Here is a 25,249-nt window from a genome sequence, read left to right on the forward strand (position 1 = left end):
TGGAGCGCAAATCAACAGACAATTTAACAAAGACAAAAAAGACTGCGGGCAAACCCTAGCTTTTCGGATTTGTCGACAGTCTGGGGCAGAGACTTTCTCTCTGCCTTTTTGGTTTATTTCGCATGTGTGATTACATCTTTCATAGTGGAGGTTCTTTTTCCAAATCTAACAGTTTTTCCTTCATATCTAAACCGCCGCGAAAACCAGTTAACTTCCCGTTCTTACCAATCACACGATGACAAGGAACAGTAATTAATATCGGGTTTGCCCCAATTGCAGCGGCAACGGCACGTACCGATTTAGGTTTCTGCAGGAGTTCCGCGATTTCTGCGTAAGTATGTGTGCATCCATAGGGAATTTCATTTATTACGTTCCAAACAGATTGTTGAAAGAGAGTCCCGTGAAAATCGATTGGAAAGGTAAAAGACGTGAGCTTTCCTTGAAAATATTCGGTGAATTCGTCTACAAAAGGTTGTAATTTTCTATCATCACGCTCCAAAAGGTGATGCGGGAGTTTTTTTTGGACCCAAGTCACCAGTTCTTCGAAGTCCTTATGATTGGACCCAACATAACAAAGTCCATCTACCGTTGCTGCGAGATACATTTTCCATGGACCATATACAAACAAACTCCAATAAATTTTCTTTTCCATTGTATAAAACTTCATTCTTTATTCCTTTCGGATCATTAGGCGATACTCTGATGGAGTATGGCTGGTTATTTTTTAAAAAGTGTAGCAAAATGGGTCGGGTTTGGGATACCGACTAACATACTGATCTGTTAGACCATTCGTCTCCGTTCGTAACTCCTGTAGTGTTTCTATACTCTTTACCATATCACCTTGGAATCAGTATACCTCTATTAAGTAAGGGAAGTAAGCTATTTTGAATATAAAAGCAAGATTACAAAAGTAAATGTAAGCGCTCTAAAATAGTTAAAGAAATATTCACAGGATTTTAGAAGAATTTATTATAAAATAGAAGTATGTTAAATGTTTCACATATTAAATGGTTCATTTAAAAAGGAGCATATCAAATGGGATATAGTAAACCCGAAACAATCATGGGAATTACCGTTGAAAATGGAGTGAAAAAATCAAAATACCCTCCTTTACAAACACTGATATTAGGTTTTGAAGCAGGTGCGTTCATTGCTTTAGGTTATTTACTTTTCATCCGTGTCACAGCAACTTTAACAGGAAATTTTGAGGGGTTAAGCAGTTTGATTGGTGCGTCTGTCTTCCCAATCGGCCTTATCCTCACCTTGCTTGCAGGTGGTGAGCTATTAACAGGAAATATGATGGCTGTGCCTCTAGCTCGAATGGCGAACAAAATTAGCACTAGACAGGTTGTCTATAACTGGTTTCTTGTTACGGTCAGTAACTTTATCGGGGCCATTTTTGTAGCATACTTTTTTGGACATCTGGTTGGACTTACCGAATCAGGCCCGTTCTTGGAAAGAACGCTTAGTATTGCTGACCATAAATTAGAAGCAACCTTTCTCCAAGCATTCGTTTCGGGGATTGGCTGTAATTGGCTGGTGGCAGCGGCAGTGTGGCTTTGTTATGGAGCAAACGATATGGTCGGAAAAATTGCAGGTATTTGGTTTCCAACGATGGCATTTGTCGCAATCGGATTCCAACACGTTGTAGCGAATATGTTTGTAATTCCTGCAGCGATATTTGCCGGCCATTTTACTTGGCTAGGATATATTGAAAATTTTATCCCTGTCTTTCTAGGCAATGCGGTTGGCGGATCTGTCTTTATCGCACTCGCATATTGGCACGCCTATATGAAAAATGAACGCACATATTCGGAACCAAAAGTGGTTCAACCAATGATGAAAAGCAGCGTAAGATAATTTACAGGTCAAAAAAATCATATATCTTCACTGATTAAGCTCCTTACACCTAAGGGGCTTTTTGCATATTAATCAATACATATAAGTCATATTGACATGCAAACGGGAATAAAATCCAAGAATGAATGGACTTCGTTGGAGGTCAGCATTTACTGCATGAAAATAAAGGATAAGAGGTTGGGGGAAATGACAAAGAGCTCGTGGCTAGTATCAATTTTATTAATCTGTAGCTTAATACTTATTGCCGGATGTACAGAAAAAACGAATACAGTAAAGAAAGTTGAAGAAAAAGTATCTGAATCAGGACAACAAAAGCCCAATAAAACACCACCAGAACCACAGAATGAAGAAGAACCAAAACCAATTACGGTAAATGTCATTGATCCGAATACAAATGCTATTTTGGAAACCTTTTTACCGGTGGAAATGGGTTTTGGAACCGATAATGAAACCTATAAAAAGGAACTTGAAAAATGGGCAAAGGATTTAGCAAGAGGGACGGAAAGTACCAAAGGATATGACCAACGAATGGTTCTTGATAAGATTGGCTCCAATGGTCAAATCATTAAAGGCAAACCAAGAATTATCTTAGAGGAATCAGAGTTAGTTGAAAAGGTCATAACAGCATCAGCAACGGGTGGAGATATCGAACTACCTTTATATGTGACAGAGAGCGGTTATAAGCCTGAGGATGTTGACCAGTTAGGGGAAGTTGTCGTGGCAAGCTTTACAACGAGATTTAATAGCGGAGTTGTAGGCCGTTCAAAGAATATTCAGCTGTCGGCACAGGCCATTAATAATATCATTGTCGGAGCGGGAGATATTTTCTCATTTAATACCACTGTAGGTCCAAGTGATGCCGCCCACGGATATCAAAAGGCGAAGGAAATTGTAAATAAGCAATTAGTCGACGGAATCGGCGGAGGAATTTGCCAGACGTCATCAACCCTGTTCAATGCAGTGGATCAGGTAGGTGTTAGTTATATTGAAAAACATCACCATTCCTTGTCGGTTGGGTATGTACCTGCTGGCAGAGATGCAACCGTATCTTATGGTGGACCGGACTTTCAATTTCAGAATACCACCGGTGCCCCATTTATCATTAAATCCATCTATAAAAAGGGAACCTTAACCATCGAAGTAAGGACATCCTCAACCTACCAAAGTCTGATAGTCAAACAATAATGAGTGTCAGGCACCAAACTTCTTTGGTGCCTTTTCTGCATATTCCTAACCTACAAGGAGAAAAATACCTTTGGTTCTTTTAGAAAATTGTAGGAGGAATAGTATGAAATTGTTTCAAAAAACGCTTCTTTCCTTAACGATCCTAGCACTGGTGGCGATAACGGGATATCAAAGTGCTTCAGCTCGTGCCCTAAGGGATATGGATAATCAATTTCAAACTGTTACTAAGCCTCAAGTTGTAGAGGTTAGCAGACAGAAACCAACTATAGGAAAAGATCAAGGGTTATCTGAAGAATATCATGGACATAAATCCAACCGTCCAGAAACGGTCAATCCCAAAAAGGGAAAGCCACCGGCCGCAAATAATCGTTTCATTCAGGTCCAACTATTAGGGATTAATGACTTGCATGGCCAATTAAATGTGACTCGGAAAGTTAACGGGAAACCGGCCGGTCGGGTCGATTATTTAGCAGCCTATTTAAAACAGCGTGAAGCAGAAAATAAAAATACGCTATTGGTTGAAGATGGAGACATGGTTGGGGCCAGCCCTCCAATTTCGGCCCTTTTACAGGATGAACCAACAATCGAGATCTTGAACAAACTGGGTTTTGACATCGGTACTGTTGGTAATCATGAATTTGATGAAGGTTTAACGGAACTGATGCGCCTCATAAAAGGGGGAACACATCCGAAAACTGGCAATTTTGCAGGTTCAAACTTCCCATGGATTGTTGCCAATGTAGTCAATGAGAAAACAGGAAAAACGATTCTGCCTCCTTATCAAGTGATCAAAGTAAATGGGATGCCCATTGGTTTTATCGGTGTGGTAACTACTGAGACTCCAACGCTTGTTGTCCCTAGCGGCGTGGCAGGATTAAAATTCACGGATGAAGTAGAAGCAATTAATCAGAATGTAGCGGAGTTGAAAAAACAAGGGGTAAAGTCGATTGTCGTTTTAGCCCATAACCCAGGCACTTCAGGTACAAACGGAGAAAATCCAGCAGGGCAGCTTGTCGATATCGCAAACCGGGTCGACGATGAAGTGGATATCATCTTCGGCGGCCATAACCATGCCTATATGAACGCAACGATTGACAATAAACTAGTTGTTCAATCCTATTCCTATGGAACTGCTTTCTCTGATGTTGATCTTGAGATAGATCCTAAAACAAAGGATATTGTCTCAAAAAGAGCTGAGATTGTAACTACCTTTCAAGAAGGAATCGAGCCCGATCCCGAAATTAAGAAAATGATAGAAGGATATGAAGCAAAAATAGAACCGATAGTTAATCAAGTTGTTGGCTCTTCATCTGAAAGTCTGACGGCCAAGCAAAATGAAAATGGTGAGTCAGTGCTTGGCGATTTCATTGCGGATGCACAAAGGAAAGCGTTGAATACCGAATTAGCCTTTATGAATCCTGGCGGCATTCGAGCCGATATTGATCCTGGCGATATCACCTGGGGAGAAATTTACACGGTACAGCCCTTTAATAATGACCTTGTCAAAATGTCGATGACGGGACAGCAAATCCGAGAATTGCTCAACCAGCAGTGGGGGGCAACAAAAACGAACATGCTGCAGATTTCTGGCTTAAGCTATACTTGGGATCCAAATAAACCAGCAGGGCAAAGGGTAGTGAGCACCAAGCTTCCAGATGGCACGGAAATGGATCCTAATAAACCCTATTCTGTGACAGCGAATATTTTTCTTTCTGGAGGCGGAGATGGATTTACTGTATTTACTCAAGCTAAAAACAAAGAAGTCGGACCCGTTGACCTTGATGCATTAGTTAACTTCAGTAAAGCCCAGCCAAAACCGTTCACTTATGGCATTCAAAATAGAATACAAAGGGTTCAGTGACATCCTTGGTGTTTTAAAAAAAGGTGTCAGGCCAGATAGGTTTCATTTTTATTTAATAATAGACTTGAATTATTTTGGTGACTATACTATTATTTAAATTAATCGATTCACTATATATTGTTTCAATAAATAATAATCAAACTATATATTGTGTTAACCTTAAGAGACGATGCCATTGTGGCTTAATAGGGAATCTGGTGTAAATCCAGAACTGCCCCCGCAACTGTAAATGCTGACGAAATGAGCAAACCACTGTATAAGAAATGTCTAATCTATTAGGTACTTATATGGGAAGGGTTCAAAGTAGGAAGAAGCATGAGTCAGGAGACCTGTCTTTCTTAAGATGTTTCAACTTCTTCGGGGATTGAGAAGATGAACGGTGGCGACAGGAGGCATTGGATTTTTTTATTCCTTTTGTAGTGTATCGTTTCATCCGCTCAATTACCGTTGAGCGGATTTTTTTTATTATAGGGGGAAATGTAATGATAACTAAGGAGATTCAAGCAGAACTTAATTACGTATTAGAATCTATTAATCAAGTTTCAGAAAAATATCAGATAGATACTACGGAGCTTAAAGAGCAAATTAGTAAACTGGATGAAACAGAGGGGGAAGCTAATCACCAAGCCTTATTATATGCTGTGAATCAAATTGCAATAGACCAACCAAATTGGACATTTGTCGCTGCCCGTTTATATCTGAATGAATTATATAGAAAGTCAGCAAAAAATCGAGGCTATAATCGTTCTTTAAAATATGGAGATTTTTATAGATTAATAAAAGAATTGACTGATACCGGGATATATTCTCATAATTTACTTAGCTTATATAGCAAAGATGAAATCGAGCAACTAGCAAAAGAGATAAATCCAGATAAAGATTTATTATTTAATTACATAGGGTTATTTTTACTGGCGGATCGCTATCTGGCTCAAGATCATAATAGAAATGTATATGAACTCCCGCAGGAGAGGTTCATGATTATTGCCATGACGATTATGAAGGATGAAAAGAAGTCCATCCGCTTCCAACTTGTAAAGGAAGCGTATTGGGCACTTAGTAATTTATATATGACGGTTGCTACCCCCACTTTAGCGAATGCAGGCAAAAGCTTTGGTCAGCTTTCCTCCTGCTTTATTGATACAGTAGATGATTCCCTTGATAGCATCTATTTAAATAATTGGGATATTGCTCGACTAAGCAAGGATGGCGGTGGTATAGGGATTTATTATGGTAAAGTTCGTGCCCTTGGTTCCGATATTAAGAAATTCAAAGGAAACTCTTCCGGAATTGTGCCATGGATTAAATTGTTAAATAATACAGCTGTCAGTGTTGATCAGTTAGGTCAACGGCAAGGTGCCATTGCGGTTTACCTAGATTTATTTCATAAAGATATCATGAACGGTTTTCTCGATTTGAAAACCAATAATGGGGATGAACGCCGTAAGGCCCATGACATTTTCACGGGTGTCACGATACCAGACCTATTTATGAAAAAATTAGAAGAGAAAGATGAGGATGGAAGAAGTATTGGGCAGTGGCATACATTTTGTCCCCATCAAGTAAAACAATTTATGGGCTGGAAGGATGAAAAAGGGAACCTTCTCGGACTTGAGGATTTTTATGATGAAACGGATGTTAAATTCTTTACCGAGAAATATGAAGAGGCCGCAGGTAACCCGCTTCTTCCTCGTAAAACCTACCGTGCCATGGATATTATGACACGAATCATGGTTGCTCAATTAGAAACAGGAACACCATACATGTTCTATCGTGATGAAGTAAACAGGCAAAATCCGAATAAGCATGTATTGGGTAAGGGCCGAACTTCTATTTACTGCAGTAATTTATGTACAGAAATTGCTCAAAATATGTCCGCAACGACGATTGTAAACGAATACCAGAATGAAGAGGGCAATATCGTGATAATTCGGAAGCCTGGTGATTTCGTTGTTTGTAATTTATCGTCTATTAATCTGGCAAAAGCAGTCCCTGCAGATGTTTTAGAGCGTTTAATTAGGATCCAAGTAAGAATGCTCGATAACGTGATTGATTTAAATACAATCTCTGTTGGACAGGCTCAACTTACAAATAAAAAGTACAGAGCCGTGGGTCTTGGTACATTTGGATGGCACCACCTACTAGCTCTTAAAGGGATTTACTGGGAGTCTGAAGCAGCGGTAAATTATGCAGATCATCTGTATGAGGACATTGCATTTTATACGATCCGTTCATCAATGGAACTAGCAAAGGAGAAAGGGTCTTATAGTCTATTTAACGATTCAGAATGGCATACAGGAAGTTATTTTGAACGGAAAAATTATCAATCGAAAAGATGGACTGAACTAAAAAGGGATGTCGTTAATAATGGCATTCGGAACGGATGGTTAATGGCTATCGCTCCAAACTCATCCACAGCGAAAATTGGAGGTTCCACTGACGGAATCGATCCTATCTATTCTGTTGAATATGCAGAGGAAAAGAAAAATTTTAAATTTAAAGTTACTGCACCGGATTTAAACCATATCACATATGACTATTATCGTCGCTCGCGACATGAATTAGATCAAGTGTGGAGTATTAAACAGAATGCGGCACGTGGACGCCATATTGATCAGGGCATTAGCTTTAATTTATATGTTAGGCACGATATAAAAGCAAAGGACTTGCTCAACCTGCATATGGAAGCTTGGAAGCAAGGACTAAAGACAACGTACTATGTTAGAAGCACATCTCAAACAGAAATTGACGAATGTGATGCTTGCCATAGCTAACATCTTTTAGAATAGATTGGAGAAGATTATTTTATGGATATTCATTTACCGCTATCAAGAATAAAACTGTTAAACCCCGAGTTTCCCAATAAATCAACCGGTATTATTAATGGAAAATCATCAGGCTTGCTCAACTGGAATGATATTGCCTATCCACAGATATACGATTTATATCAGACATTATTGTCAAACTTTTGGAAAGCTCAAGAGATTAATATGCAAGATGATATAAAACAGTGGGACTTTCTCAGTTCAACGGAGAAAGATGTCTTTTTACGAATAAATACACAACTTGCTTCTTTAGACAGCCTGCAAACACCAACAATGTGTCAAGTAATGGATTATGTGACAGATTCTAGCTTTAAAGCAATATTTGCTGTCATCGCCCAGCAGGAAGCGGTCCATAATGAATCCTATTCCTATATATTAAGTTCACTTGTACCTTTGAATGAACAAAAGGATCGGTTCAATCAAGCCAAAAATGATCCATTCGTGCAAAAAAGAAACCAACTGATATTAGACGCATATGAACGTTTCCGTGAGAATCCTACACCACAAAATTTATTTCAACTAGGTGTGAATTCTATTAATCTAGAGGGTATATATTTCTATGCTGGCTTTGCTTTTTTCTATCATCTTGCCCGCCAGCAAAAAATGCTTAAGACTAGTACAATGATTAGCTATATTCAACGGGATGAAATGCAACATGCGTATTTCATGGCACAGTTTCTACGAATTCTTTTAACAGAAAATCCGGATTTACATACTGAGGCTAACATTGATTATGTGTATAAAGTGGTTGGACAAGCTGTCCAACTTGAAAAAGAGTGGGCACATATGATTTTGAGGGATATAGATGGTATTGAATTGAGCGAGTACGAAGGATACACCGAATATCTTGCAAATAAACGACTGCGTCAGCTGGGTTTACAGAACTTATATAAAGAAAGGGTAAACCCAATGCCTTGGATCCATGTTTTCAGTGATGAAATGATGAATGGAACAAAATCCGATTTTTTTGAACAGAAGTCAAGAAGCTATGCAAAGGTAACACAATCAAACGGTTTCGATGAGTTATGAAAATTGCCATCGTATATTCTTCCAAAACAGGAAATACTGAAGAATTAGCTGAACGAATTTGTCAGTTATTTTTAAAGAAGAATGTAATGGTTTCTCTCTTTCGGATCGAGCAATTTCGAGTTAGGGATTTATCCCAGTTTGCGGCTATTGTGATCGGAACCTATACTTGGGGAAATGGCGAAATTCCTCAAGAAATGATGGAGATTTATCGTGCATTCGAAACTCAGGACGTAAAAAAGGTACGGACAGGTGTAATCGGCACAGGGGATAGTGGTTACCCGAAGTTTTGCGGAGCTGTTGATGAATTTAAGGATATGCTTTACGTACACACAAATTTAATTGCCACCCTAAAAATCGAGGTTAGCCTCCAAATGAAGGATATTGATCGGTGTAGTAGATTCGTGACTATCTTTTTGGATCAATTAAGCCGGAAGCAGGGAATAGGGTAATTGCAGAGGAAGTTTGGAATTAGTAGTCTAATTGGGTTTTTTTGCTCCATATAGAGTCTATTTGTTATTACTACAGAAATATTCAGAAGAAAACCCTTGCAGCACAAGGGTTTTCCTTTTCTAACTTATGTGAAATGTTTGGATTTTCTAATATTTTGTCAATTGATTGACCAGGGAATTTTAACAATGTTATCATGTCTATGAAAGCGTTTTCGGTGAAGGGGGAGAAATTAATGGAAGATAAAGTTTTAAAAGCAATTCAGGATGATTATCCGGATGATTTCGCCTGGTGTTATGGCTGTGGTCGATTAAACGAAGAGGGACATCATTTTCGAACTGGCTGGCAGGGTGAACAAACAGTAACTATATTCACACCAGAAGCAGAGCATCTAGCACTTCCAGGTTTTGTATATGGCGGCATTGTTGCCTCGTTAATAGATTGTCATGGAACAGGTTCTGCTGCATTGGCGCTTCATCGAAAAAATGGACATGCAGCTGGTGATGGATCGGAGCCCCCAAGGTTCGTAACGGCTTCCTTAAACGTGACCTTTCTCAAGCCAACTCCACATGGTATACCTTTAAAAGCAATCGGAACCGTACATGAAATCCACCCTAAAAAGTTTAAGGTTGAGACAGAAGTTTATGCAAATGATCTTCTCTGTGCTCGTGGAGAGGTTGTCGCTGTTGTCATGCCTAAATCCTTTCTTAAATAGGTATGTAAATATTCCGTTTTTAGCCGATTCCTACTACTGGGAATCGGCTTTTTTGCTTTATGTAGGGAAATACGAAATAAAAGTAAGTTTTTCTAACATGTATTAAATCGCTTTTATAAAATTTATGTTAGAAACCATTCCACATTTACAGAAAAACTCAAAAAGGTATGCAATACTGACGTTAGAGAAATTAATTATGACCCCATTTATAAAAAAATGGGTGATTAGATTTAAAACCGGGGGGTGAGCCGAATGGTTCGTACTATTGCTCAGTTTCTCACAATATTAGTAATATATTTGATTGGTACAAGGCTCGTTACTTGGCTGGATCTTCCTGTCCCAGGAAGTATTGTTGGTATGGCGCTCTTATTCATTGCATTGCTGTCAGGTGTTTGTAAGCTTAATTGGGTCGAAGCAGCCGCCCAGCTCCATATTAAACATATAACACTTCTATTTATTCCATTTATAGTAGGTGTTTGGCATTTTGCAGGGATTTTTAGAGTAGAAGGTATAAAATTAGCAATCATCCTAGCCGCAAGCAGCCTGGTTGTTCTTCTTGTTACAGCATTTATTGCTGAGTATTTAGAAACTAAAAGAAAAAGGAGTAAACAAAATGGGAACCATGATTTCTAATATATTGTTATGTACCAGTATTACTTTAATGAGTTATGCAGTAGGAAATAAGGTGTTTAAAACTTATAACAAGGCATGGTTAAATCCGTTATATACTGTAACAGTCTTCATCATTTGTTTATTGACGCTTTCTCATGTACAAGTGGCCCAATATTCATCTGGAACAGGAATATTTTCACTTTTATTAGGGACTGCCACTGTGTCACTGGCTGTTCCCTTATATAAACATGTGAGAATTATTAGAAAAAATTTCTTAATTATTTTCGGGGCGGTCATGCCAGGCACATTAACTGGTGTAATTTCAATTGTCTTGTTGACGAAGTATTTGCACATGAATAAGGAAATTATGTTGTCGCTTATTCCAAAATCAGTCACTGCTCCAATTGCCTTATCCGTATCCCAGTCATTAGGGGGAATTCCGTCACTTACGATTTTATTTGTTTGTATTTCTGCGGTTTTTTCTTTAATGGTTGGGCCAATTCTTTTAAATTTTACTCGAATTAGAAGTAGAATTGCTAAGGGATTAGCGTTAGGAACCTCTGCTCAGGCAATTGGTGCCAACCGTGCATTTGAATGGGGAGAAATAGAAGGGGTCATGGGGAGCATAGCGATGATTACCTCCGCATTGATCATGTCTATTATGATACCTCTATTATTGCAACTTTCCTTTATTAAATAACTCTTAATCATAATTAATAAATTCATTACCGTCTTCTTAAAACATTTTAATGAAAATGAAATATTTCTATCTGAAACCAAAAATACCCATCCGTCGTCAAATTAAATAGAAGCAGATAAATAAGGAGGCGAACGGGTGGAGGGGATAAGAAAAATGGCTGTTACCCTATTGATCGTTTTGGTCATAGGATTTGGTCTAGTTTTCAGCAGTTTTGGTTCTGCGATTTTTCAGGAGGGAAATCCATTACCATTAATTATTTCTGCAATGAAGCTTCACTTTTCCGATTCTGAATTTGAGCTGTTCTCAAAAACAGATAAACGAAGCAGATACTTATCCGAAAGTAGTCAAGATAGCAGCTATAATGTTGCAAAAAAATATATGAAATCAAAAGGATGGAAGTTTCAAGAACAAATGGGTTCAGGGTTAATATTTACAAAAAATGGTGAGGATGCAATCGTGGTGGTAAAACAATATTCAAGGAATTACTTTATTTAGGAAATTCAGCAACGCTTATCAAATAATAAAAGCCTTACATACACAAAACAAACCCCTAATCCTTGGATTAGGGGTTTGTTTCTTCCGACTCTGTCACACTATAAAAAGCCTCGATCAATTCATTAAGCTGCCCTAGTTCTTTTTTCCAAAGTGATTCGGGGTTTTGCGTTAATGATAATAGGGCACTTTGAATAAGAAACTTTCTTGGTGATTTTGTATGGATGATTTCCTCATGAATAAAATCCAGAAGTTCATTGTATTTGCTTTGTTCTTCTACATCTTGAATGCTTTTCGTTATCGATGCCCTTAACGTTACCGCTATTTTCATCAGTTGAGTGATTATCTCATGATTGTTTTTTTGGCAGCCAGGGACCCATTTTTCTATAGTTTTAGGCTCTATTAATTGATCCCCTGATTCAGAAACCTCATCCACCATTTTAACCAAACGCGCTACACTGTAGCGGACAACACTGTTTACTTTTTCACCAGATTCATGGGCCATTCTATTGTATTGAACATTATATTGTAATATCCCTTGAAACATAATCGCACAATCTAGCAGGAATGGTTTTTTCTCTTCGCCGAAGATGTCGATAAACCGATTGTAATACCAACGAAGTGAATTTAAACGACACCGTTGGATAAATTGTTTAAGGTCAGCATCATTAGAGGACAATACTTCCTCGTAAAGGGCAATTAATTTATTTTTCCTATTAGAAATCATTTGCATTTCCACTTGCTTTATAAAAATCTCAATACTAGAAGGGTTTTGACCGATTAATAAATCGTTTCGATCCTTTTCGAGCCTATTAAAAATTGTTTTATAAATCGCGATTAATAATTCGCTTTTAGATGAAAAATAATTATAAAACGTTCCTTTAGAAATCCCGCTATAGTCTAAAATATCTTGAATAGATGTCGCTTGGAATCCTTTTTCGATGAATAATTGATGAGCCATATTTACTACATGCTGCTTTCGGTCATTCATAAAATCACCTTTATTTCCATTTGTACTATCAGTATAAAAATATAGTACATTATTTAAAGCATTATTACAAATCCATAATTTTGTAGGTTTTTTTAATTGCAAAAATTAAACTGAGCGTATATTATTATGTAAGTGTGAAACAGGGGTATAAAAAATTGAACATATATTATAGGGGGAAATTTAATGGATCAAACCATAAAAAAGACAGCTGGCCCACCGTATGGCGTTCTTGCCATACTGATTATCGGAGCTTTTATTGCATTCTTAAATAACACATTATTAAATATCGCACTGCCTTCGATCATGACTGACTTAAAAATTGACCCATCAACTGGTCAGTGGTTGATAACCGGTTTTATGTTAGTAAATGGAATTCTGATTCCATTATCAGCATTTTTAATTCAAAAATTTTCTGTTCGGCAATTATTCCTAGCAGCCATGCTTTTATTTACGTTAGGAACTGTATTAGCAGGCTTTGCTCATGCCTTTCCTCTATTGTTATCTGGTCGGATGATTCAGGCTTCTGGGTCAGCGATTATGATGCCCTTGTTAATGAATGTAATGTTAACAAGTTTTCCAGTTGAAAAACGGGGATTAGCAATGGGGGTTTTCGGGTTAGTATTAATGTTTGCTCCGGCAATTGGACCGACTTTATCCGGTTGGATTATCGAACACTATGACTGGAGAATGCTCTTCCATTTTGTCACACCAATAGCGATTCTCGTCGTTTTGCTTGGCTTTTTCTTACTTAAAGATAAAAAAGGTAAGGTTGATATTCGTCTTGATTTCTTATCTGTGGTGTTATCAAGCGTAGGTTTCGGCGGAATACTTTATGGATTTAGTTCAGCTGGAAAAGAAGGATGGGATAGTCCGCAGGTTTATGGTACTCTTGCTGTTGGGCTCATTTCATTGGTAATATTTATTTTGCGTCAATTAAGTCAAGAACGGCCACTTCTTAACTTCCGGATTTATAAATATCCAATGTTTGCTTTATCTTCTTCTATTTCCATGGTAGTTACAATGGCGATGTTTTCAGGAATGCTTCTTCTGCCAATTTATGTTCAAAATATTCGCGGGATTTCCCCGATAGATGCGGGTTTAATGCTGTTGCCAGGGGCAATTCTAATGGCCATTATGATGCCGATTACAGGTAAACTTTTTGATAAGTTCGGTGGTCGTGCTTTAGCTATTATTGGTTTAGCGATTACAGTAATAACAAGTTATTTATTAAGTAAATTAACACTGGAAACCACTTATACTCATTTAATTGTTTTATACACGATCCGTATGTTTGGTTTTTCGATGGTAAATATGCCAGTTACGACCAATGGCTTAAACCAATTACCGGCACGGTTTTATCCTCATGGCACGGCGATGAATAATACGATGTCGCAGGTATCTGGTGCCATTGGTACAGCGTTGTTGGTGACGATTATGACAACTCGTGCGAAAACACATGCAACTGAAATAGTTGAGGCTGCAAAGAAGATTGTACCTAACCCGTCAATAAAGGTTACAGAAGCCATGAAACTAAAAATGCAACATCAAATTGAGATGCAAGCTCTGTTGGAAGGAATTAATGATGCTTTCTTTGTAAGTGTATTTATCGCTGGTCTCGCTTTAGTTCTTGCCTTATTTATTAAACGGGCAAAACAAGCAGAAGATCCAGGTGAGGTAAAGCAGTCCTCTCAAAAGGTAAAAACGAAATTAGCGGAAAATTAAATAGCAATTAGAGGGGTGGCTTTTATATAGTCACCTCTTTTTTTTGCAAAATAACATTATCACATTTGCTTTTTTACACATAAACACTCAATATTAAAATAGAAAAGTGAATCATAGGAGGACATTCCTGATGTTAAAAGACCAAATCAAACAGTACATATCTGAACAGCAAAATAACCCAAACGGCAATAGTATTACCATTTTTAAAGAAGAAAAAGAGTATCTCGAAAAAAATCAGCTGGGTGATAATATCCAATTTGCGGAGAAGGATGTTAGTGTGCGCTTTGCAGACGCCTACATTGAACGTTGTGATAAAGAAACAGAAAATATGCTAAAGAATGAATCGTCTTCATTCTTGACTCAGCCTCTCGATTACTTAAAAATGCATAAAAATGAATTTATTTATTTAGAGTCCAATTGGTTTGATTTAATTGGTGTCGAGGCTGTTTCATTAGAAGCGGACGATGTATTTGGGACATACGATGTAATGTTGGGATTAAAACTACAAAAGAAATTTGAAAAAGCGTTAAAGGAAAATTTAAATACCCAATTACACGGGGATGAAGCAAAATTCGACTTAATGTTCAGCTTGGAAGATGGATTATGGAATTTGAATTTTGCCCTAAACTATGTGGAAGGTTTTAACGAAGAGATATCCATAGGTGAGGCGTTCCAGCTCATTTATAGCTTTCTATTTCAGTTGGTTGAGGCCGTAGAAGGGGAAAGGAAATAAAAATACCCAAAAGCGCATGGATGATATTCCATCCATGCGTTTTATGATTCTTTTGCTATAGCTAAAATGAGAGGAGAGATGGTAGATCATGCGAGTCATTTCCTTGTGCCCTAGTAATACCGAAGTCATGGAATATCTGGGTTTAACACACTTATTAGTAGGGGTGGATGACTTTTCCGATTGGCCCGCCTCAATCGAAAGTCTGCCTAAGTTAGGTCCCGATTTATCGATTAACATGGATTTGGTTGAACACCTTGAGCCAGATATGGTCCTGGCCTCCTTAAGTGTTCCAGGGATGGAAAAAAATGTTGAAGCTCTAAAGAAACGAGGAATCCCCCATCTTGTTTTAAATCCACAATCACTAACAGATATTGAAAACGATTTAATCACAACGGCTGAAGTTCTTGGCGAACGTGAACGGGGAGTGGAGGTGGCACGGCAATTTCGTTCCCGGCTTGAAAAAGTAAAAAAGCAGAGTGCAAATCAAAGTTACCGACCACGTTTGTACTGGGAATGGTGGCCAAAGCCGATTTTCACACCAGGAAAAATAAACTGGCTCACGGAGATTTCCGAAGCTGCTGGGGCAATGAACATTTTTGAGAATGTTGAATTGGCCAGTGTTCAAACGGAATGGGAAGATGTAATAAGTCGCAAGCCCGATTTTATTTGTCTTGCTTGGGTAGGAGTGAGGAAAGATAAGATTCAAAAAAGCCTTGTAAAAAAGAGAACGGGATTTGAAGAACTAGGATTTAAAAGTGATGACCAAATTCTCATTCTTGAGGAAGAACTGTACTGCCGCCCCTCACCAAGACTGCTCGATGGATTAGAAAGGTTAGTAGATTTGATTCATAGATTTAAATGACCACAGAAGCACTTTTTTTATTTTTGGGTAAATGAAAAGACTTCCATTTACCAAGGGATCGTAAATTTTCTCTGTACGGTAAATGAAAAGGGAGGGTTTTACCCCCTCCCTAAAAATCAACTAAAATCCTGCTCTGTAATCGAAATGGCTGAACCCGTTGATGTGTGCTGGTTTACCCAGCCTAGCGATGTTTCCGAGACATTAGTCCAATTGGGTATTTCTTCCTTATGTTGTTCAACCCAACTCATGCAGTACTGTGGGTCAATATTATAATCGAGGCACTGGGCTAGGAAAGATTGAATCGTTTCTTCGTTGCAATTCTCCCATGAACCACAAGTATTACTCCACACATTCTCCATTTTTGTTTGCAGCGATACATCATTAATAAAATTACTAAATTGGAAATCGTTAGTCATCCATGTTCCTCCTTAAAAAATTTTTCACATCCTCAGTATGTCCAAGGAAAAAATAATTGAACAAAAATAATCTATTATATTGACAACTTTATCGTGATCTTCCATATTTACCTCATTGAATTTTGTATCTTCCTTTTAGAGTAAGATACAGAGTCAAAATTATACATCTAAGGATTAATATTCTTCATTATTCACGAGGATTGTGTAATAATCTTAATGATACCGATATAAATAATATCTTATCTCTTTTGTTAAAGAAATTTTGAGATAAATGGTTGGATAGAAAGGGGATATATTGTGAGTATCGGAAATAAAACGGCACTTGTTCTAGGTGCTAGCGGACTAGTAGGAAATGAATTAGTAAAAACCCTCATCCAACAAAATAATTATGAAAAAATCCATTTGTTAGTACGAAGACCGATTGAATTCAATGATCCATCATGTGAAGAACATATTGTTGATTTTGATCAGCTGCATAAATACCAAGAATTGTTTCAGGTAACAGATGTTTTTTGCTGTATAGGAACTACTATTAAAAAGGCAAAAAGCAAGGAAGCTTTTCGAAAAGTAGACTATAAATATCCGGTCGAGGCAGCAAAAATATCATCAAAAAGTGGTGTAGAGAAATTTCTCATAATAACAGCGATGGGGTCAAATTCTAAATCATTGATTTTCTACAATCAAGTGAAGGGACAAGTGGAGGAAGCTCTACGTAAGTTAATTATACCATCAGTTCATATTTTCAAGCCATCACTATTGTTAGGAGAGCGGACAGAGTTTCGTTTTGGGGAAAGAATTGCGGAAAAAGCAAGTGCCATTTTAAATTTACTTATGATTGGCCCATTACGGCCTTATAAAGCGATTGAAGCAAGGAACGTCGCTGCAGCAATGGCAGCCGTGGCCCAGACTGATAAAAGTGGCGTGAACATTTATCCTTCACATGAGATTGAACGAATCGCAAGAGAAAAAAAATAATAAGAATTGAGAGGTTAGTGCAATGGAAAAGGGTTTAACTGGAAAGCGAGTCGTCATTTGCGGTTCGCGAAAAATAGAAGAAATAAGTACGATAATTGGAAAACAAGGAGGTGTTCCTCTAGTCCGTACCCTGCAAGGGACTGTATTTTTAGCAGAAAAGGAAGTGGAACCTGATTTACGCGAATTTGTACAGAAAGGTGCCGATTGGGTGATCTTCACAACGGGGATTGGTTTTGAGACACTTGTGGATTTAGCAACAAAGCTTGGATTAAAAGAGTCCTTTTTAAAGAACCTTCGTGAAGCAAAGATAGCATCTAGAGGCTATAAAACACTATCTGCATTAAAGAAATATGAGATTAAACCAATCGTTGTCGATGAGGATGGAACAACAAAGGGTTTAGCTCAATCACTCGAAACCGTAGATCTCTCTGGAAAAAGAGTTATGTTACAACTTCACGGGGAAACAGCACCAGCATTAACAAAATTTCTCAAAGATCGCGGTGCCACTGTCCAGAAGTTACTCCCATACCAGCATATAGCACCTGAAAAAGAGATAGTGGCAAAGTTATGTAATGAACTTCAGTCCGAGGAATGTGACGCGGTATGCTTTACTACGGCAACCCAGGTTCACTCGCTTTTTGATTATGCAAGAGAACATGAAATCTTGACAGACATCATTGATTCCTTCAAACAAAAAACAGTAGCTGCAGCCGTTGGAAAAGTAACCGCAGCAGCATTAAAAGAGCAAGGGGTAGAACGGATCCTTGTTCCTGAAAATGAGAGAATGGGAGCAATGGTTATCGAGTTGTCTAAATATTTTCAGAGTTAAACATGGCTGGGTGTACCTTCAATAAATGGTTGGTACACTTTTTTTTATAAAAAAGGTGTAGATTCCTCCACTTTCGTAGAAAATGTCGAGAAGTTTTTTAAGATTGTTTCATTAGAAGCCAGTGGTCCTTAGAAGGATGATGTATTGTTAGGTAAGTAATACTTTACGGATTAGACTTTAGAAACTGAACAAATAAAGCATGTAAGAAAGATTGACAATTCGATTTCTTTTTACAATATTTTTGGTATCATTGTGTTAAATTGAAAAAGAATTCAGAAAAGTGTACAAGAAATCTGCCCGCTGATAAAACTATATCCAAAATTCTTTATCATTTCCAATTTTCACCTGACAACAATACTCCCCTTGGGTTGCATTCATAGTAAACTACTTTCTTTTTACATAATGATTAATTAAATGCTTGCATCAATTTACAGATTGTTAGGTGAAATGTCTAAAATCAGTCTGTATAATTATAATAAGATGCAGAATTTTCTGCAAAATAGATAATTGACTAAAGGAGTTGGTCCCTTTTTGGTAATATCAGTTTATTAAAGCGCTTACATTTTAAAGATCAGCACTTAAATAATTTATTTATTCCATATGTATTGGCCGTAAACCATTCATATAAGAAGGAGGGCTTCTCTTTGGCGAATGAAAAAATGCAGCGTATTTCCTTATCCAATCTTGATCAGAACTTTCTAGAGGTGGAGCAGGGACTGACAAACCAAGAAGCTGTTGAAGAATCCAATCGATGCCTCTATTGCTATGATGCTCCATGTATAAAGGCCTGCCCGACAGGTATTGATATTCCAACCTTTATTAAAAAAATTGCCTCAGGAAACTTACTAGGTTCTGCTAAAACAATCATGTCCTCAAATCCAGTTGGTGCAAGCTGTTCTAGGGTTTGTCCAACGGATGAACTATGTGAAGGAGCTTGCGTCCTAAATCATTCAACCAAGCCGATTATGATAGGCAATTTACAAAGATATGCTACGGATTGGGCAATGACAAATGATCAAGTACTTTTTCGACCAGGTCAAGCGAATGGACGAACAGTTGCTGTCATCGGCGGTGGTCCGGCTGGACTATCGGCGGCAAGGGAACTGGCGAGATTGGGTTACGAGGTTACGATATTTGAGGGGGCCGAGAAAGCAGGCGGCTTAAATACGTATGGAATTGTCTCTTTCCGTTTACCTCAAAGAATTTCCTTCTGGGAAGTAGAGCAGGTTGAGAAATTGAATGTAACCATTAAAACGAACACAATGGTCGGCAAGGATATTTCAGCGGAAGAAATTACTGAAAATTTTGATTATGTAGTATTGGCAGTAGGTATGGCACATGTTCCAAACCTGGGAGTTGAAGGCGAAAACTTAGCGGGTGTATTTGATGCGATTGAATTTGTCAAGGCAACAAAAAGTGGCCAGTTATCCGAAGAGTTTGTTGGAAAACGGGTTGTCGTAATTGGTGCTGGGAATACCGCGATTGATGGTGCGACTTGTTCCGTTCGGTTAGGAGCTGAAAACGTCAAAATCTTATACCGGAGAACGGAAGAAGAAATGACGGCCTATGAATTTGAATATGATTTTGCCAAACAAGACGGTGTGGAATTCCGCTGGTTAACAGCACCAAAAAGGATTATCGGTGATGAAACCGGGAAGGTAACCGGAATAGAGTGTATCAAAATGAAACTGGGGGACCCAGAAAAAGATGGACGGCGCAGACCTGTAGCAATCGAGGGATCCGAATATGTGCTTCCTGTCGATGCTGTGGTAAAAGCAATCGGGCAAACCAGACACCTGAAATTAATTGAAGGGTTCGATCTTAGCCATGATGGCGGGGTTGTCAAGGTAGATAAAGAAACCTTCCAAACCTCTAATCCCAAAGTGTTTGCATGCGGCGATGTTGTGTTTGGTAAAGGGAATGGGGACGCCATGGTCGTAACCGCTGCGCAACAGGGAAAAGATGTGGCCTATTCCATTCATAAACAATATTCTTATGTCGGAACGGCAAAATAACTTCTTATTTGATAAAAAGGGGAGAAAAATAGATGGCTGATTTACGTATTAATCTTGCAGGGATTAAATCTCCTAACCCGTTCTGGCTGGCATCAGCACCGCCTACCAACTCTGGCTATCAGGTACAGAGAGCCTTTGAAGCTGGTTGGGGTGGGGCAGTCTGGAAAACATTGGGCGATCCTATTTTGAATGTATCATCAAGGTTTGCTGCAATTAGTTTTAACGGACAAAGGGTGGCCGGTTTCAATAATATTGAACTAATCACCGACCGACCTTTAGATGTCAACTTAAAAGAAATCTATGAAACCAAAAAGCGATTTCCTAACCATGCGATCATTGCTTCGTTAATGGTGGAACCAAAGCAGGAAAAGTGGCATGAAATCGTTAAACGTGTGGAGGATGTCGGTGTTGATGGACTTGAGTTGAATTTTGGATGTCCCCACGGGATGGCAGAGCGCGGCATGGGTTCGGCTTCGGGCCAGGTCCCTGCACTTGTTGAGCGTCAGACTTTTTGGGTGAAAGAAGTTGCTAAGACACCTGTTATTGTAAAATTAACGCCAAATATCACTGATATTACTGCAACAGCTGAAGCTGCTTGCAACGGTGGTGCTGATGCGATCAGTATGATTAATACGATTAATAGCCTCATGGGCGTCGACCTAGATTCTTGGAATACCATTCCACATGTGGCTGGGAAGGGAGCACACGGCGGCTATTGCGGACCTGCAGTTAAGCCGATTGCCTTAAATATGGTCGCTGAATGTGCTAGACATCCGCATATTAACGTGCCAATTTCGGGGATTGGCGGTATTTCCAATTGGAGGGATGCCGTTGAATTTATGTTGATGGGAGCGACAGGCGTTCAAATTTGTACGGCCGCCATGCACCATGGTTTCCGAATTGTTGAGGACATGATTGAAGGATTAAGCAATTATCTAGATAGTAAAGGGATTGATTCTGTTTCTGAAATCATTGGGAAATCCGTCCCTAAATACTCCGATTGGGGCAACTTGGATTTAAATTACAATATCGTCGCAAAAATCAATACCGAGGTTTGTATCAATTGCAATAAGTGCCATATCGCCTGCGAAGATACCTCGCATCAATGTATCGATATGTTGACGGACGCAAATGGAAAGAGCTTCCTCAAAGTGAGGGAAGAGGATTGTGTCGGTTGTAATTTATGTTCGATCGTATGTCCTGTAGATGGGGCGATTGATATGGTCGAAGCAGCAAGAGAACTGCCGCCGATGACTTGGAATGAACGACAGGCTGCCTTAAGTGGAGTTGTAGAATGTAAAGCAGATCTAACCAAGTAGAAGATTTGGAGGGAATTATTCATGAAAAAAATTATCAAAAACGGGACCATTGTCACGGCTACAGACACATACCAAGCAGAAATATTAATCGAAGATGGTAAAATATCACTAATCGGGACGAATCTATCAGTGACTGGCGCGGAAATAATCGATGCGAAAGGCTGTTTTGTTTTTCCAGGAGGGATCGATCCACACACCCATCTCGATATGCCATTTGGTGGAACGGTGACAAAGGATGATTTCGAATCAGGGACCATTGCTGCTGCCTTTGGCGGAACGACAACGGTTATTGATTTTTGCTTAACCAATAAGGGGGAGCCGCTGAAAAATGCGATTCAAACATGGCATGATAAATCAGGAGAAAAAGCTGTTATTGATTATGGTTTCCACTTAATGATCTCAGAAATCAACGAGAATGTTCTCAGTGAGCTCCCTCAAGTTATTACTGAAGAAGGAATTACCTCTTTTAAGGTATTTATGGCTTACAAAAATGTATTTCAAGCGGATGATGAAACATTGTTCAAGACACTTATCTCTGCAAAAGAACACGGAGCCTTGGTCATGGTCCATGCAGAAAATGGGGATGTCATTGATTACTTAACGAAAAAAGCCCTTGATGAAGGGAAAACGGCCCCGATTTATCACGCACTAACGAGACCGCAGGAATTAGAGGGCGAAGCTACAGGGCGTGCAGCAAAATTCACGGGACTTGCCAATTCACAGCTATATGTAGTACATGTCTCCTGTGCAGATGCAGTGGAACAAATAGCGATAGCCCGAAGCAAGGGCTTTGATGTCTGGGGAGAAACCTGTCCTCAATATTTAGTCCTTGATCAAAGCTATTTAGAAAAGCCTAATTTTGAAGGGGCTAAATATGTTTGGTCACCGCCATTAAGAGAGAAGTGGAATCAGGATGTTCTTTGGAATGCTTTGAAGAGTGGTCAATTGCAAACGATTGGTTCTGACCAATGTTCCTTTGATTTTAAAGGGCAAAAGGATTTAGGAAGAGATGATTTTACTAAAATACCGAACGGCGGTCCAATTATTGAAGATCGTTTGTCGGTTTTATTCTCTGAGGGGGTGAAGAAGGGACGGATTAGTCTGAATCAATTTGTTGATATTACCTCAACCCGCAGCGCAAAGCTTTTTGGATTATTCCCGAAAAAAGGGACAATCACCATCGGTGCAGATGCAGACCTTGTTATCTTTGATCCGAATATCGAACGTGTGATTTCGGCCGAAACACATCATATGGCTGTTGACTACAATGCGTTTGAAGGTATGAAGGTAACCGGCGAGCCTGTTTCGGTGTTGTCTCGTGGGGAATTTGTTGTTCGCGACAAGCAATTTGTTGGAAAACCAGGTTCTGGCCAATATTTGAAGAGGGCAAAATATAATAAAAATACACTAGTAAACCAAAGTGAAACACTATCTATCTAGCTAATTATCTTAGTTTCACTCAAACACTAATCGAACTACTCCTATTTGCAATTGCTCAGATTTGCTGAGCAATTGCCTTATTAATTGTTTGTTGACCGTTTGTTGAATTTGTCTAGGATTCTAGAAAATCAAACCGAAAACAAGGAGTGTTCACATGAAAAAAAGCCACTTAAAATCACCAGATTTATTACCGATTCACCATAAGGACAGGACAATCACTAAATTAGGTTACTCGTTTATGTGGGTAGGAATGGTGGTCGTACTTGCCACCTTTGCGATTGGTGGAGCAGGGGTTAAGAGTTTATCTTTACCATGGGTCATTCTGGCAACGATCATTGGAAGTCTTGCGATTGGATTTTTCATTTCATTGATCTCAGATATCGGAATTGAACATGGCTTGTCCTTCCCTGTTTATATGAGAGCACCGTTTGGAACAATCGGAACCCATATCCCTTCTATTACCCGAGGAATAACGGCATCGATGTGGTTCGGCGTAAATACTTACTTTGGCTCGACGGCGATGAATGGTATCTTAAATATTTTATTTGGCTTTGATAATTGGTTTGTTTGCTTTCTAATCTTTGCGGCGGTTCAACTGATTAATACTGCACTTGGTATAAAATCGATTGAGCGATTTGCCGATTTAGCCGCACCTATTATTCTGATTATTTCACTATGGATGTATGTGTCATTATCAGATCAGGCAACAGCTGCAGGCAGAGAGGTCTGGAGTTGGGTCGAGTCCCCTGTAACCGGCGGCGCTGCTTTTTCAGCCTTTTTAGTTGTTATTTTTAGTAATATGGGTTTTTGGGCGACATTAAGTGCAGATATTCCCACTATTTCACGCTTCATCAAGGCACCAAAAAATGAAAAGAACTGGTTTAAGCGAAATAGAGCTTCTTTAATGGGGAACCTTGTCGCAATGCCACTTACACAAACATTTATGATTGTCATTGGTGCGGTTTCCTATATTGCCGTATTAAACGCTGATCCAGTGGTCGCACTCCAAAAGGCAGCAAGCGGCTTTATCCTTGCTATATTACTGTTAATGATTGTCCTAGCCCAGTGGTCGACCAATACGGCAGCAAATGTTGTGCCAGCAGCAACCATTTTTTCAAACGTGGGCGGTCCGAAGTTCCCATTTTGGGCAGGGGTCATCACTGCTGGAATTGTCGGAACTATTGTTCAGCCATGGCAGTTGTTTGATGTTATTATTCAAGTTCTTCTCTTTGTCGGAGGTATTCTAGCAGCAATAGTCGGTATATTGTTTGCTGATTATTATCTGCTTCGGAAAAGACGTGTAAATGTAACAGAATTATACGAGAACCATGGCCAATTTAAATATATGGGCGGAGTAAATTTAGCTGGATTTATTGCCTGGATTATTGGGGCAGTAGCAGCTTACTTTGTTCCGAATTATGGGTTTTTAGTTGGTTTTATCATTGGTGCTGGGGTGTATTATGTGCTCGCCAAATACTGGTGGTTCCAAAAGTATCCTCAGGCAGAAATCGTGGATCCGAGCGACGAGAAATATTTAGGTATTTCCGTTGGCCGGGATTGGGTAATTGAAGAAAACGCATTTGAAACAGTAATGGAGGAAATTCCAAATAATGTAGATTTATATTAAACAAAACAGGATATAACAAATAGTTTATGAAATTAAAAGGGGGAGATTGGATGTCAGATTATCAGCAATTTCTAGATGAAAGAGACAAAATTGATTTCTTTATTCAGAAAGGCTATCGAATTAATGGGGTTAAAGAACATTTAAATGGGGCTACTGTTGAATTTTTACATCCCAAAGGAAATGTATTTGAAACACTTTTGATTGGAACAGCAAATGCACGAAAATATTTTACTAGTCTTTTATTGAAACAGAATCACACAAGTTCGTGAGTGCTAAGTGTTAAAAGATAATATTAGGGGTGGGAAGTTTGGAATTCTATTTAAGATCAAAGGATAATGCGTACCCTTGTGTAGTCACAATAGATGAAGACAATGGACGTTATACGATACGAAAATCTGATTCTAGCGGTGAGTACTTCAACTCTCCTAAAGAATTAGTGGCCTGGATCATGGAAAATTGGCAGTCTGAAGACTTTCTAGATCGTAATGAATTTGAGTCAATGCTTAGTGAAATAAAAGTATACTTCCCGATAATACTCTAGAAATATAGTGAAAGGATTGGTTGCAGGACCAATCCTTTTTCACCTATTATTCT

The 25,249-nt window shown here is 38.7% G+C and carries 23 protein-coding genes and 1 riboswitch; of the genes, 20 read left to right on the forward strand and 3 right to left on the reverse strand.

Features of this window, described 5'->3' with window-relative positions; all coding sequences use genetic code 11:
* Nucleotides 1–139 precede the first annotated feature (139 nt).
* The gene (locus J7E77_RS12685; RefSeq protein ID WP_214714793.1) at nt 140–652 is read right to left on the reverse strand and encodes a methylated-DNA--[protein]-cysteine S-methyltransferase; all 513 of its coding nucleotides are present in this window, start codon (nt 650–652) and stop codon (nt 140–142) included.
* 383 nt (nt 653–1,035) lie between these two features.
* On the opposite strand from J7E77_RS12685, the gene J7E77_RS12690 reads away from it, so the two are divergent.
* From J7E77_RS12690 to J7E77_RS12735, 10 genes are all read left to right on the forward strand, one after another.
* Complete coding sequence (locus tag J7E77_RS12690) at nt 1,036–1,860, forward strand: formate/nitrite transporter family protein (RefSeq protein ID WP_214714794.1); 825 nt, start codon at nt 1,036–1,038, stop codon at nt 1,858–1,860.
* A gap of 186 nt (nt 1,861–2,046) precedes the next feature.
* Nucleotides 2,047–3,045 (forward strand): VanW family protein, encoded by a 999-nt coding sequence (locus J7E77_RS12695; protein ID WP_214714796.1) that lies wholly within the window; start codon nt 2,047–2,049, stop codon nt 3,043–3,045.
* Between the two features lie 103 nt (nt 3,046–3,148).
* Nucleotides 3,149–4,906 carry a bifunctional metallophosphatase/5'-nucleotidase gene (locus J7E77_RS12700; protein WP_251028067.1) on the forward strand — a complete coding sequence of 586 codons (1,758 nt, stop codon included), beginning with the start codon at nt 3,149–3,151 and terminating at the stop codon, nt 4,904–4,906.
* A 149-nt stretch (nt 4,907–5,055) separates the two neighbouring features.
* Nucleotides 5,056–5,257, forward strand: a riboswitch (cobalamin riboswitch).
* A 131-nt stretch (nt 5,258–5,388) separates the two neighbouring features.
* The gene (locus tag J7E77_RS12705; protein WP_214714798.1) at nt 5,389–7,680 is read left to right on the forward strand and encodes a ribonucleoside-diphosphate reductase subunit alpha; all 2,292 of its coding nucleotides are present in this window, start codon (nt 5,389–5,391) and stop codon (nt 7,678–7,680) included.
* A 33-nt stretch (nt 7,681–7,713) separates the two neighbouring features.
* Nucleotides 7,714–8,760 (forward strand): ribonucleotide-diphosphate reductase subunit beta, encoded by a 1,047-nt coding sequence (locus J7E77_RS12710; RefSeq protein WP_214714800.1) that lies wholly within the window; start codon nt 7,714–7,716, stop codon nt 8,758–8,760.
* Nucleotides 8,757–9,209, forward strand: a complete 453-nt coding sequence (locus J7E77_RS12715; RefSeq protein WP_214714802.1) for a flavodoxin domain-containing protein — start codon at nt 8,757–8,759, stop codon at nt 9,207–9,209. Before J7E77_RS12710 ends, J7E77_RS12715 begins: the two co-directional genes overlap by 4 nt.
* 233 nt (nt 9,210–9,442) lie before the next feature.
* On the forward strand, nt 9,443–9,922 hold the full coding sequence (locus J7E77_RS12720) for a PaaI family thioesterase (protein ID WP_214714804.1): 480 nt from the start codon (nt 9,443–9,445) through the stop codon (nt 9,920–9,922).
* A 252-nt stretch (nt 9,923–10,174) separates the two neighbouring features.
* Nucleotides 10,175–10,555 (forward strand): CidA/LrgA family protein, encoded by a 381-nt coding sequence (locus tag J7E77_RS12725; protein ID WP_214714806.1) that lies wholly within the window; start codon nt 10,175–10,177, stop codon nt 10,553–10,555.
* Nucleotides 10,536–11,234: an LrgB family protein gene (locus J7E77_RS12730; RefSeq protein ID WP_214714808.1), complete on the forward strand. Its 699-nt coding sequence runs from the start codon at nt 10,536–10,538 to the stop codon at nt 11,232–11,234. Before J7E77_RS12725 ends, J7E77_RS12730 begins: the two co-directional genes overlap by 20 nt.
* 135 nt (nt 11,235–11,369) lie before the next feature.
* Nucleotides 11,370–11,729, forward strand: a complete 360-nt coding sequence (locus tag J7E77_RS12735; protein WP_214714810.1) for a hypothetical protein — start codon at nt 11,370–11,372, stop codon at nt 11,727–11,729.
* A gap of 67 nt (nt 11,730–11,796) precedes the next feature.
* On the opposite strand, the gene J7E77_RS12740 is transcribed toward J7E77_RS12735, so the two are convergent.
* Complete coding sequence (locus J7E77_RS12740; RefSeq protein WP_214714811.1) at nt 11,797–12,717, reverse strand: TetR/AcrR family transcriptional regulator; 921 nt, start codon at nt 12,715–12,717, stop codon at nt 11,797–11,799.
* A gap of 183 nt (nt 12,718–12,900) precedes the next feature.
* Between J7E77_RS12740 and J7E77_RS12745 the strand changes: the two genes are divergently transcribed.
* The 3 genes from J7E77_RS12745 (at nt 12,901) to J7E77_RS12755 (ending at nt 16,034) form a co-directional block, all read left to right on the forward strand.
* Nucleotides 12,901–14,439: a DHA2 family efflux MFS transporter permease subunit gene (locus J7E77_RS12745; protein WP_214714813.1), complete on the forward strand. Its 1,539-nt coding sequence runs from the start codon at nt 12,901–12,903 to the stop codon at nt 14,437–14,439.
* A 130-nt stretch (nt 14,440–14,569) separates the two neighbouring features.
* Nucleotides 14,570–15,172, forward strand: a complete 603-nt coding sequence (locus tag J7E77_RS12750) for a branched-chain amino acid aminotransferase (protein WP_214714815.1) — start codon at nt 14,570–14,572, stop codon at nt 15,170–15,172.
* An 88-nt stretch (nt 15,173–15,260) separates the two neighbouring features.
* Complete coding sequence (locus J7E77_RS12755) at nt 15,261–16,034, forward strand: cobalamin-binding protein (protein ID WP_214714817.1); 774 nt, start codon at nt 15,261–15,263, stop codon at nt 16,032–16,034.
* Between the two features lie 116 nt (nt 16,035–16,150).
* On the opposite strand, the gene J7E77_RS12760 is transcribed toward J7E77_RS12755, so the two are convergent.
* The gene (locus J7E77_RS12760) at nt 16,151–16,450 is read right to left on the reverse strand and encodes a hypothetical protein (protein ID WP_214714820.1); all 300 of its coding nucleotides are present in this window, start codon (nt 16,448–16,450) and stop codon (nt 16,151–16,153) included.
* A gap of 303 nt (nt 16,451–16,753) precedes the next feature.
* Between J7E77_RS12760 and J7E77_RS12765 the strand changes: the two genes are divergently transcribed.
* The 7 genes from J7E77_RS12765 (at nt 16,754) to J7E77_RS12795 (ending at nt 24,924) form a co-directional block, all read left to right on the forward strand.
* The gene (locus J7E77_RS12765; RefSeq protein ID WP_214714935.1) at nt 16,754–17,425 is read left to right on the forward strand and encodes an NAD-dependent epimerase/dehydratase family protein; all 672 of its coding nucleotides are present in this window, start codon (nt 16,754–16,756) and stop codon (nt 17,423–17,425) included.
* A gap of 22 nt (nt 17,426–17,447) precedes the next feature.
* The gene (locus J7E77_RS12770; protein WP_214714822.1) at nt 17,448–18,254 is read left to right on the forward strand and encodes a uroporphyrinogen-III synthase; all 807 of its coding nucleotides are present in this window, start codon (nt 17,448–17,450) and stop codon (nt 18,252–18,254) included.
* Between the two features lie 659 nt (nt 18,255–18,913).
* Nucleotides 18,914–20,269: an NAD(P)-dependent oxidoreductase gene (locus tag J7E77_RS12775; RefSeq protein WP_214714937.1), complete on the forward strand. Its 1,356-nt coding sequence runs from the start codon at nt 18,914–18,916 to the stop codon at nt 20,267–20,269.
* 32 nt (nt 20,270–20,301) lie between these two features.
* The gene (preA, locus tag J7E77_RS12780) at nt 20,302–21,588 is read left to right on the forward strand and encodes an NAD-dependent dihydropyrimidine dehydrogenase subunit PreA (RefSeq protein WP_214714824.1); all 1,287 of its coding nucleotides are present in this window, start codon (nt 20,302–20,304) and stop codon (nt 21,586–21,588) included.
* Between the two features lie 21 nt (nt 21,589–21,609).
* Nucleotides 21,610–23,028 (forward strand): dihydropyrimidinase, encoded by a 1,419-nt coding sequence (gene hydA, locus J7E77_RS12785; protein ID WP_214714826.1) that lies wholly within the window; start codon nt 21,610–21,612, stop codon nt 23,026–23,028.
* Nucleotides 23,029–23,182: 154 nt separating this feature from the next.
* Nucleotides 23,183–24,655 carry an NCS1 family transporter gene (locus tag J7E77_RS12790; RefSeq protein ID WP_214714828.1) on the forward strand — a complete coding sequence of 491 codons (1,473 nt, stop codon included), beginning with the start codon at nt 23,183–23,185 and terminating at the stop codon, nt 24,653–24,655.
* A gap of 50 nt (nt 24,656–24,705) precedes the next feature.
* On the forward strand, nt 24,706–24,924 hold the full coding sequence (locus J7E77_RS12795) for a hypothetical protein (RefSeq protein WP_214714830.1): 219 nt from the start codon (nt 24,706–24,708) through the stop codon (nt 24,922–24,924).
* Nucleotides 24,925–25,249: the final 325 nt, after the last annotated feature.

The sequence above is a fragment of the Bacillus sp. ISL-77 genome (assembly GCF_018613105.1).

Bases quoted from the DNA above. Each gene is read 5' to 3' on its own strand.
- J7E77_RS12730 (WP_214714808.1), top strand. From the start codon at position 10,536: ATGGGAACCATGATTTCTAATATATTGTTATGTACCAGTATTACTTTA.
- J7E77_RS12775 (WP_214714937.1), top strand. From the start codon at position 18,914: ATGCAGCGTATTTCCTTATCCAATCTTGATCAGAACTTTCTAGAGGTG.
- J7E77_RS12760 (WP_214714820.1), bottom strand. From the start codon at position 16,450: ATGACTAACGATTTCCAATTTAGTAATTTTATTAATGATGTATCGCTG.
- J7E77_RS12690 (WP_214714794.1), top strand. From the start codon at position 1,036: ATGGGATATAGTAAACCCGAAACAATCATGGGAATTACCGTTGAAAAT.
- J7E77_RS12695 (WP_214714796.1), top strand. From the start codon at position 2,047: ATGACAAAGAGCTCGTGGCTAGTATCAATTTTATTAATCTGTAGCTTA.
- J7E77_RS12745 (WP_214714813.1), top strand. From the start codon at position 12,901: ATGGATCAAACCATAAAAAAGACAGCTGGCCCACCGTATGGCGTTCTT.
- J7E77_RS12710 (WP_214714800.1), top strand. From the start codon at position 7,714: ATGGATATTCATTTACCGCTATCAAGAATAAAACTGTTAAACCCCGAG.
- J7E77_RS12750 (WP_214714815.1), top strand. From the start codon at position 14,570: ATGTTAAAAGACCAAATCAAACAGTACATATCTGAACAGCAAAATAAC.
- preA (WP_214714824.1), top strand. From the start codon at position 20,302: ATGGCTGATTTACGTATTAATCTTGCAGGGATTAAATCTCCTAACCCG.
- J7E77_RS12790 (WP_214714828.1), top strand. From the start codon at position 23,183: ATGAAAAAAAGCCACTTAAAATCACCAGATTTATTACCGATTCACCAT.
- J7E77_RS12795 (WP_214714830.1), top strand. From the start codon at position 24,706: ATGTCAGATTATCAGCAATTTCTAGATGAAAGAGACAAAATTGATTTC.
- J7E77_RS12720 (WP_214714804.1), top strand. From the start codon at position 9,443: ATGGAAGATAAAGTTTTAAAAGCAATTCAGGATGATTATCCGGATGAT.
- J7E77_RS12715 (WP_214714802.1), top strand. From the start codon at position 8,757: ATGAAAATTGCCATCGTATATTCTTCCAAAACAGGAAATACTGAAGAA.
- J7E77_RS12725 (WP_214714806.1), top strand. From the start codon at position 10,175: ATGGTTCGTACTATTGCTCAGTTTCTCACAATATTAGTAATATATTTG.
- J7E77_RS12700 (WP_251028067.1), top strand. From the start codon at position 3,149: ATGAAATTGTTTCAAAAAACGCTTCTTTCCTTAACGATCCTAGCACTG.
- J7E77_RS12770 (WP_214714822.1), top strand. From the start codon at position 17,448: ATGGAAAAGGGTTTAACTGGAAAGCGAGTCGTCATTTGCGGTTCGCGA.
- J7E77_RS12705 (WP_214714798.1), top strand. From the start codon at position 5,389: ATGATAACTAAGGAGATTCAAGCAGAACTTAATTACGTATTAGAATCT.
- hydA (WP_214714826.1), top strand. From the start codon at position 21,610: ATGAAAAAAATTATCAAAAACGGGACCATTGTCACGGCTACAGACACA.
- J7E77_RS12685 (WP_214714793.1), bottom strand. From the start codon at position 652: ATGGAAAAGAAAATTTATTGGAGTTTGTTTGTATATGGTCCATGGAAA.
- J7E77_RS12755 (WP_214714817.1), top strand. From the start codon at position 15,261: ATGCGAGTCATTTCCTTGTGCCCTAGTAATACCGAAGTCATGGAATAT.
- J7E77_RS12740 (WP_214714811.1), bottom strand. From the start codon at position 12,717: ATGAATGACCGAAAGCAGCATGTAGTAAATATGGCTCATCAATTATTC.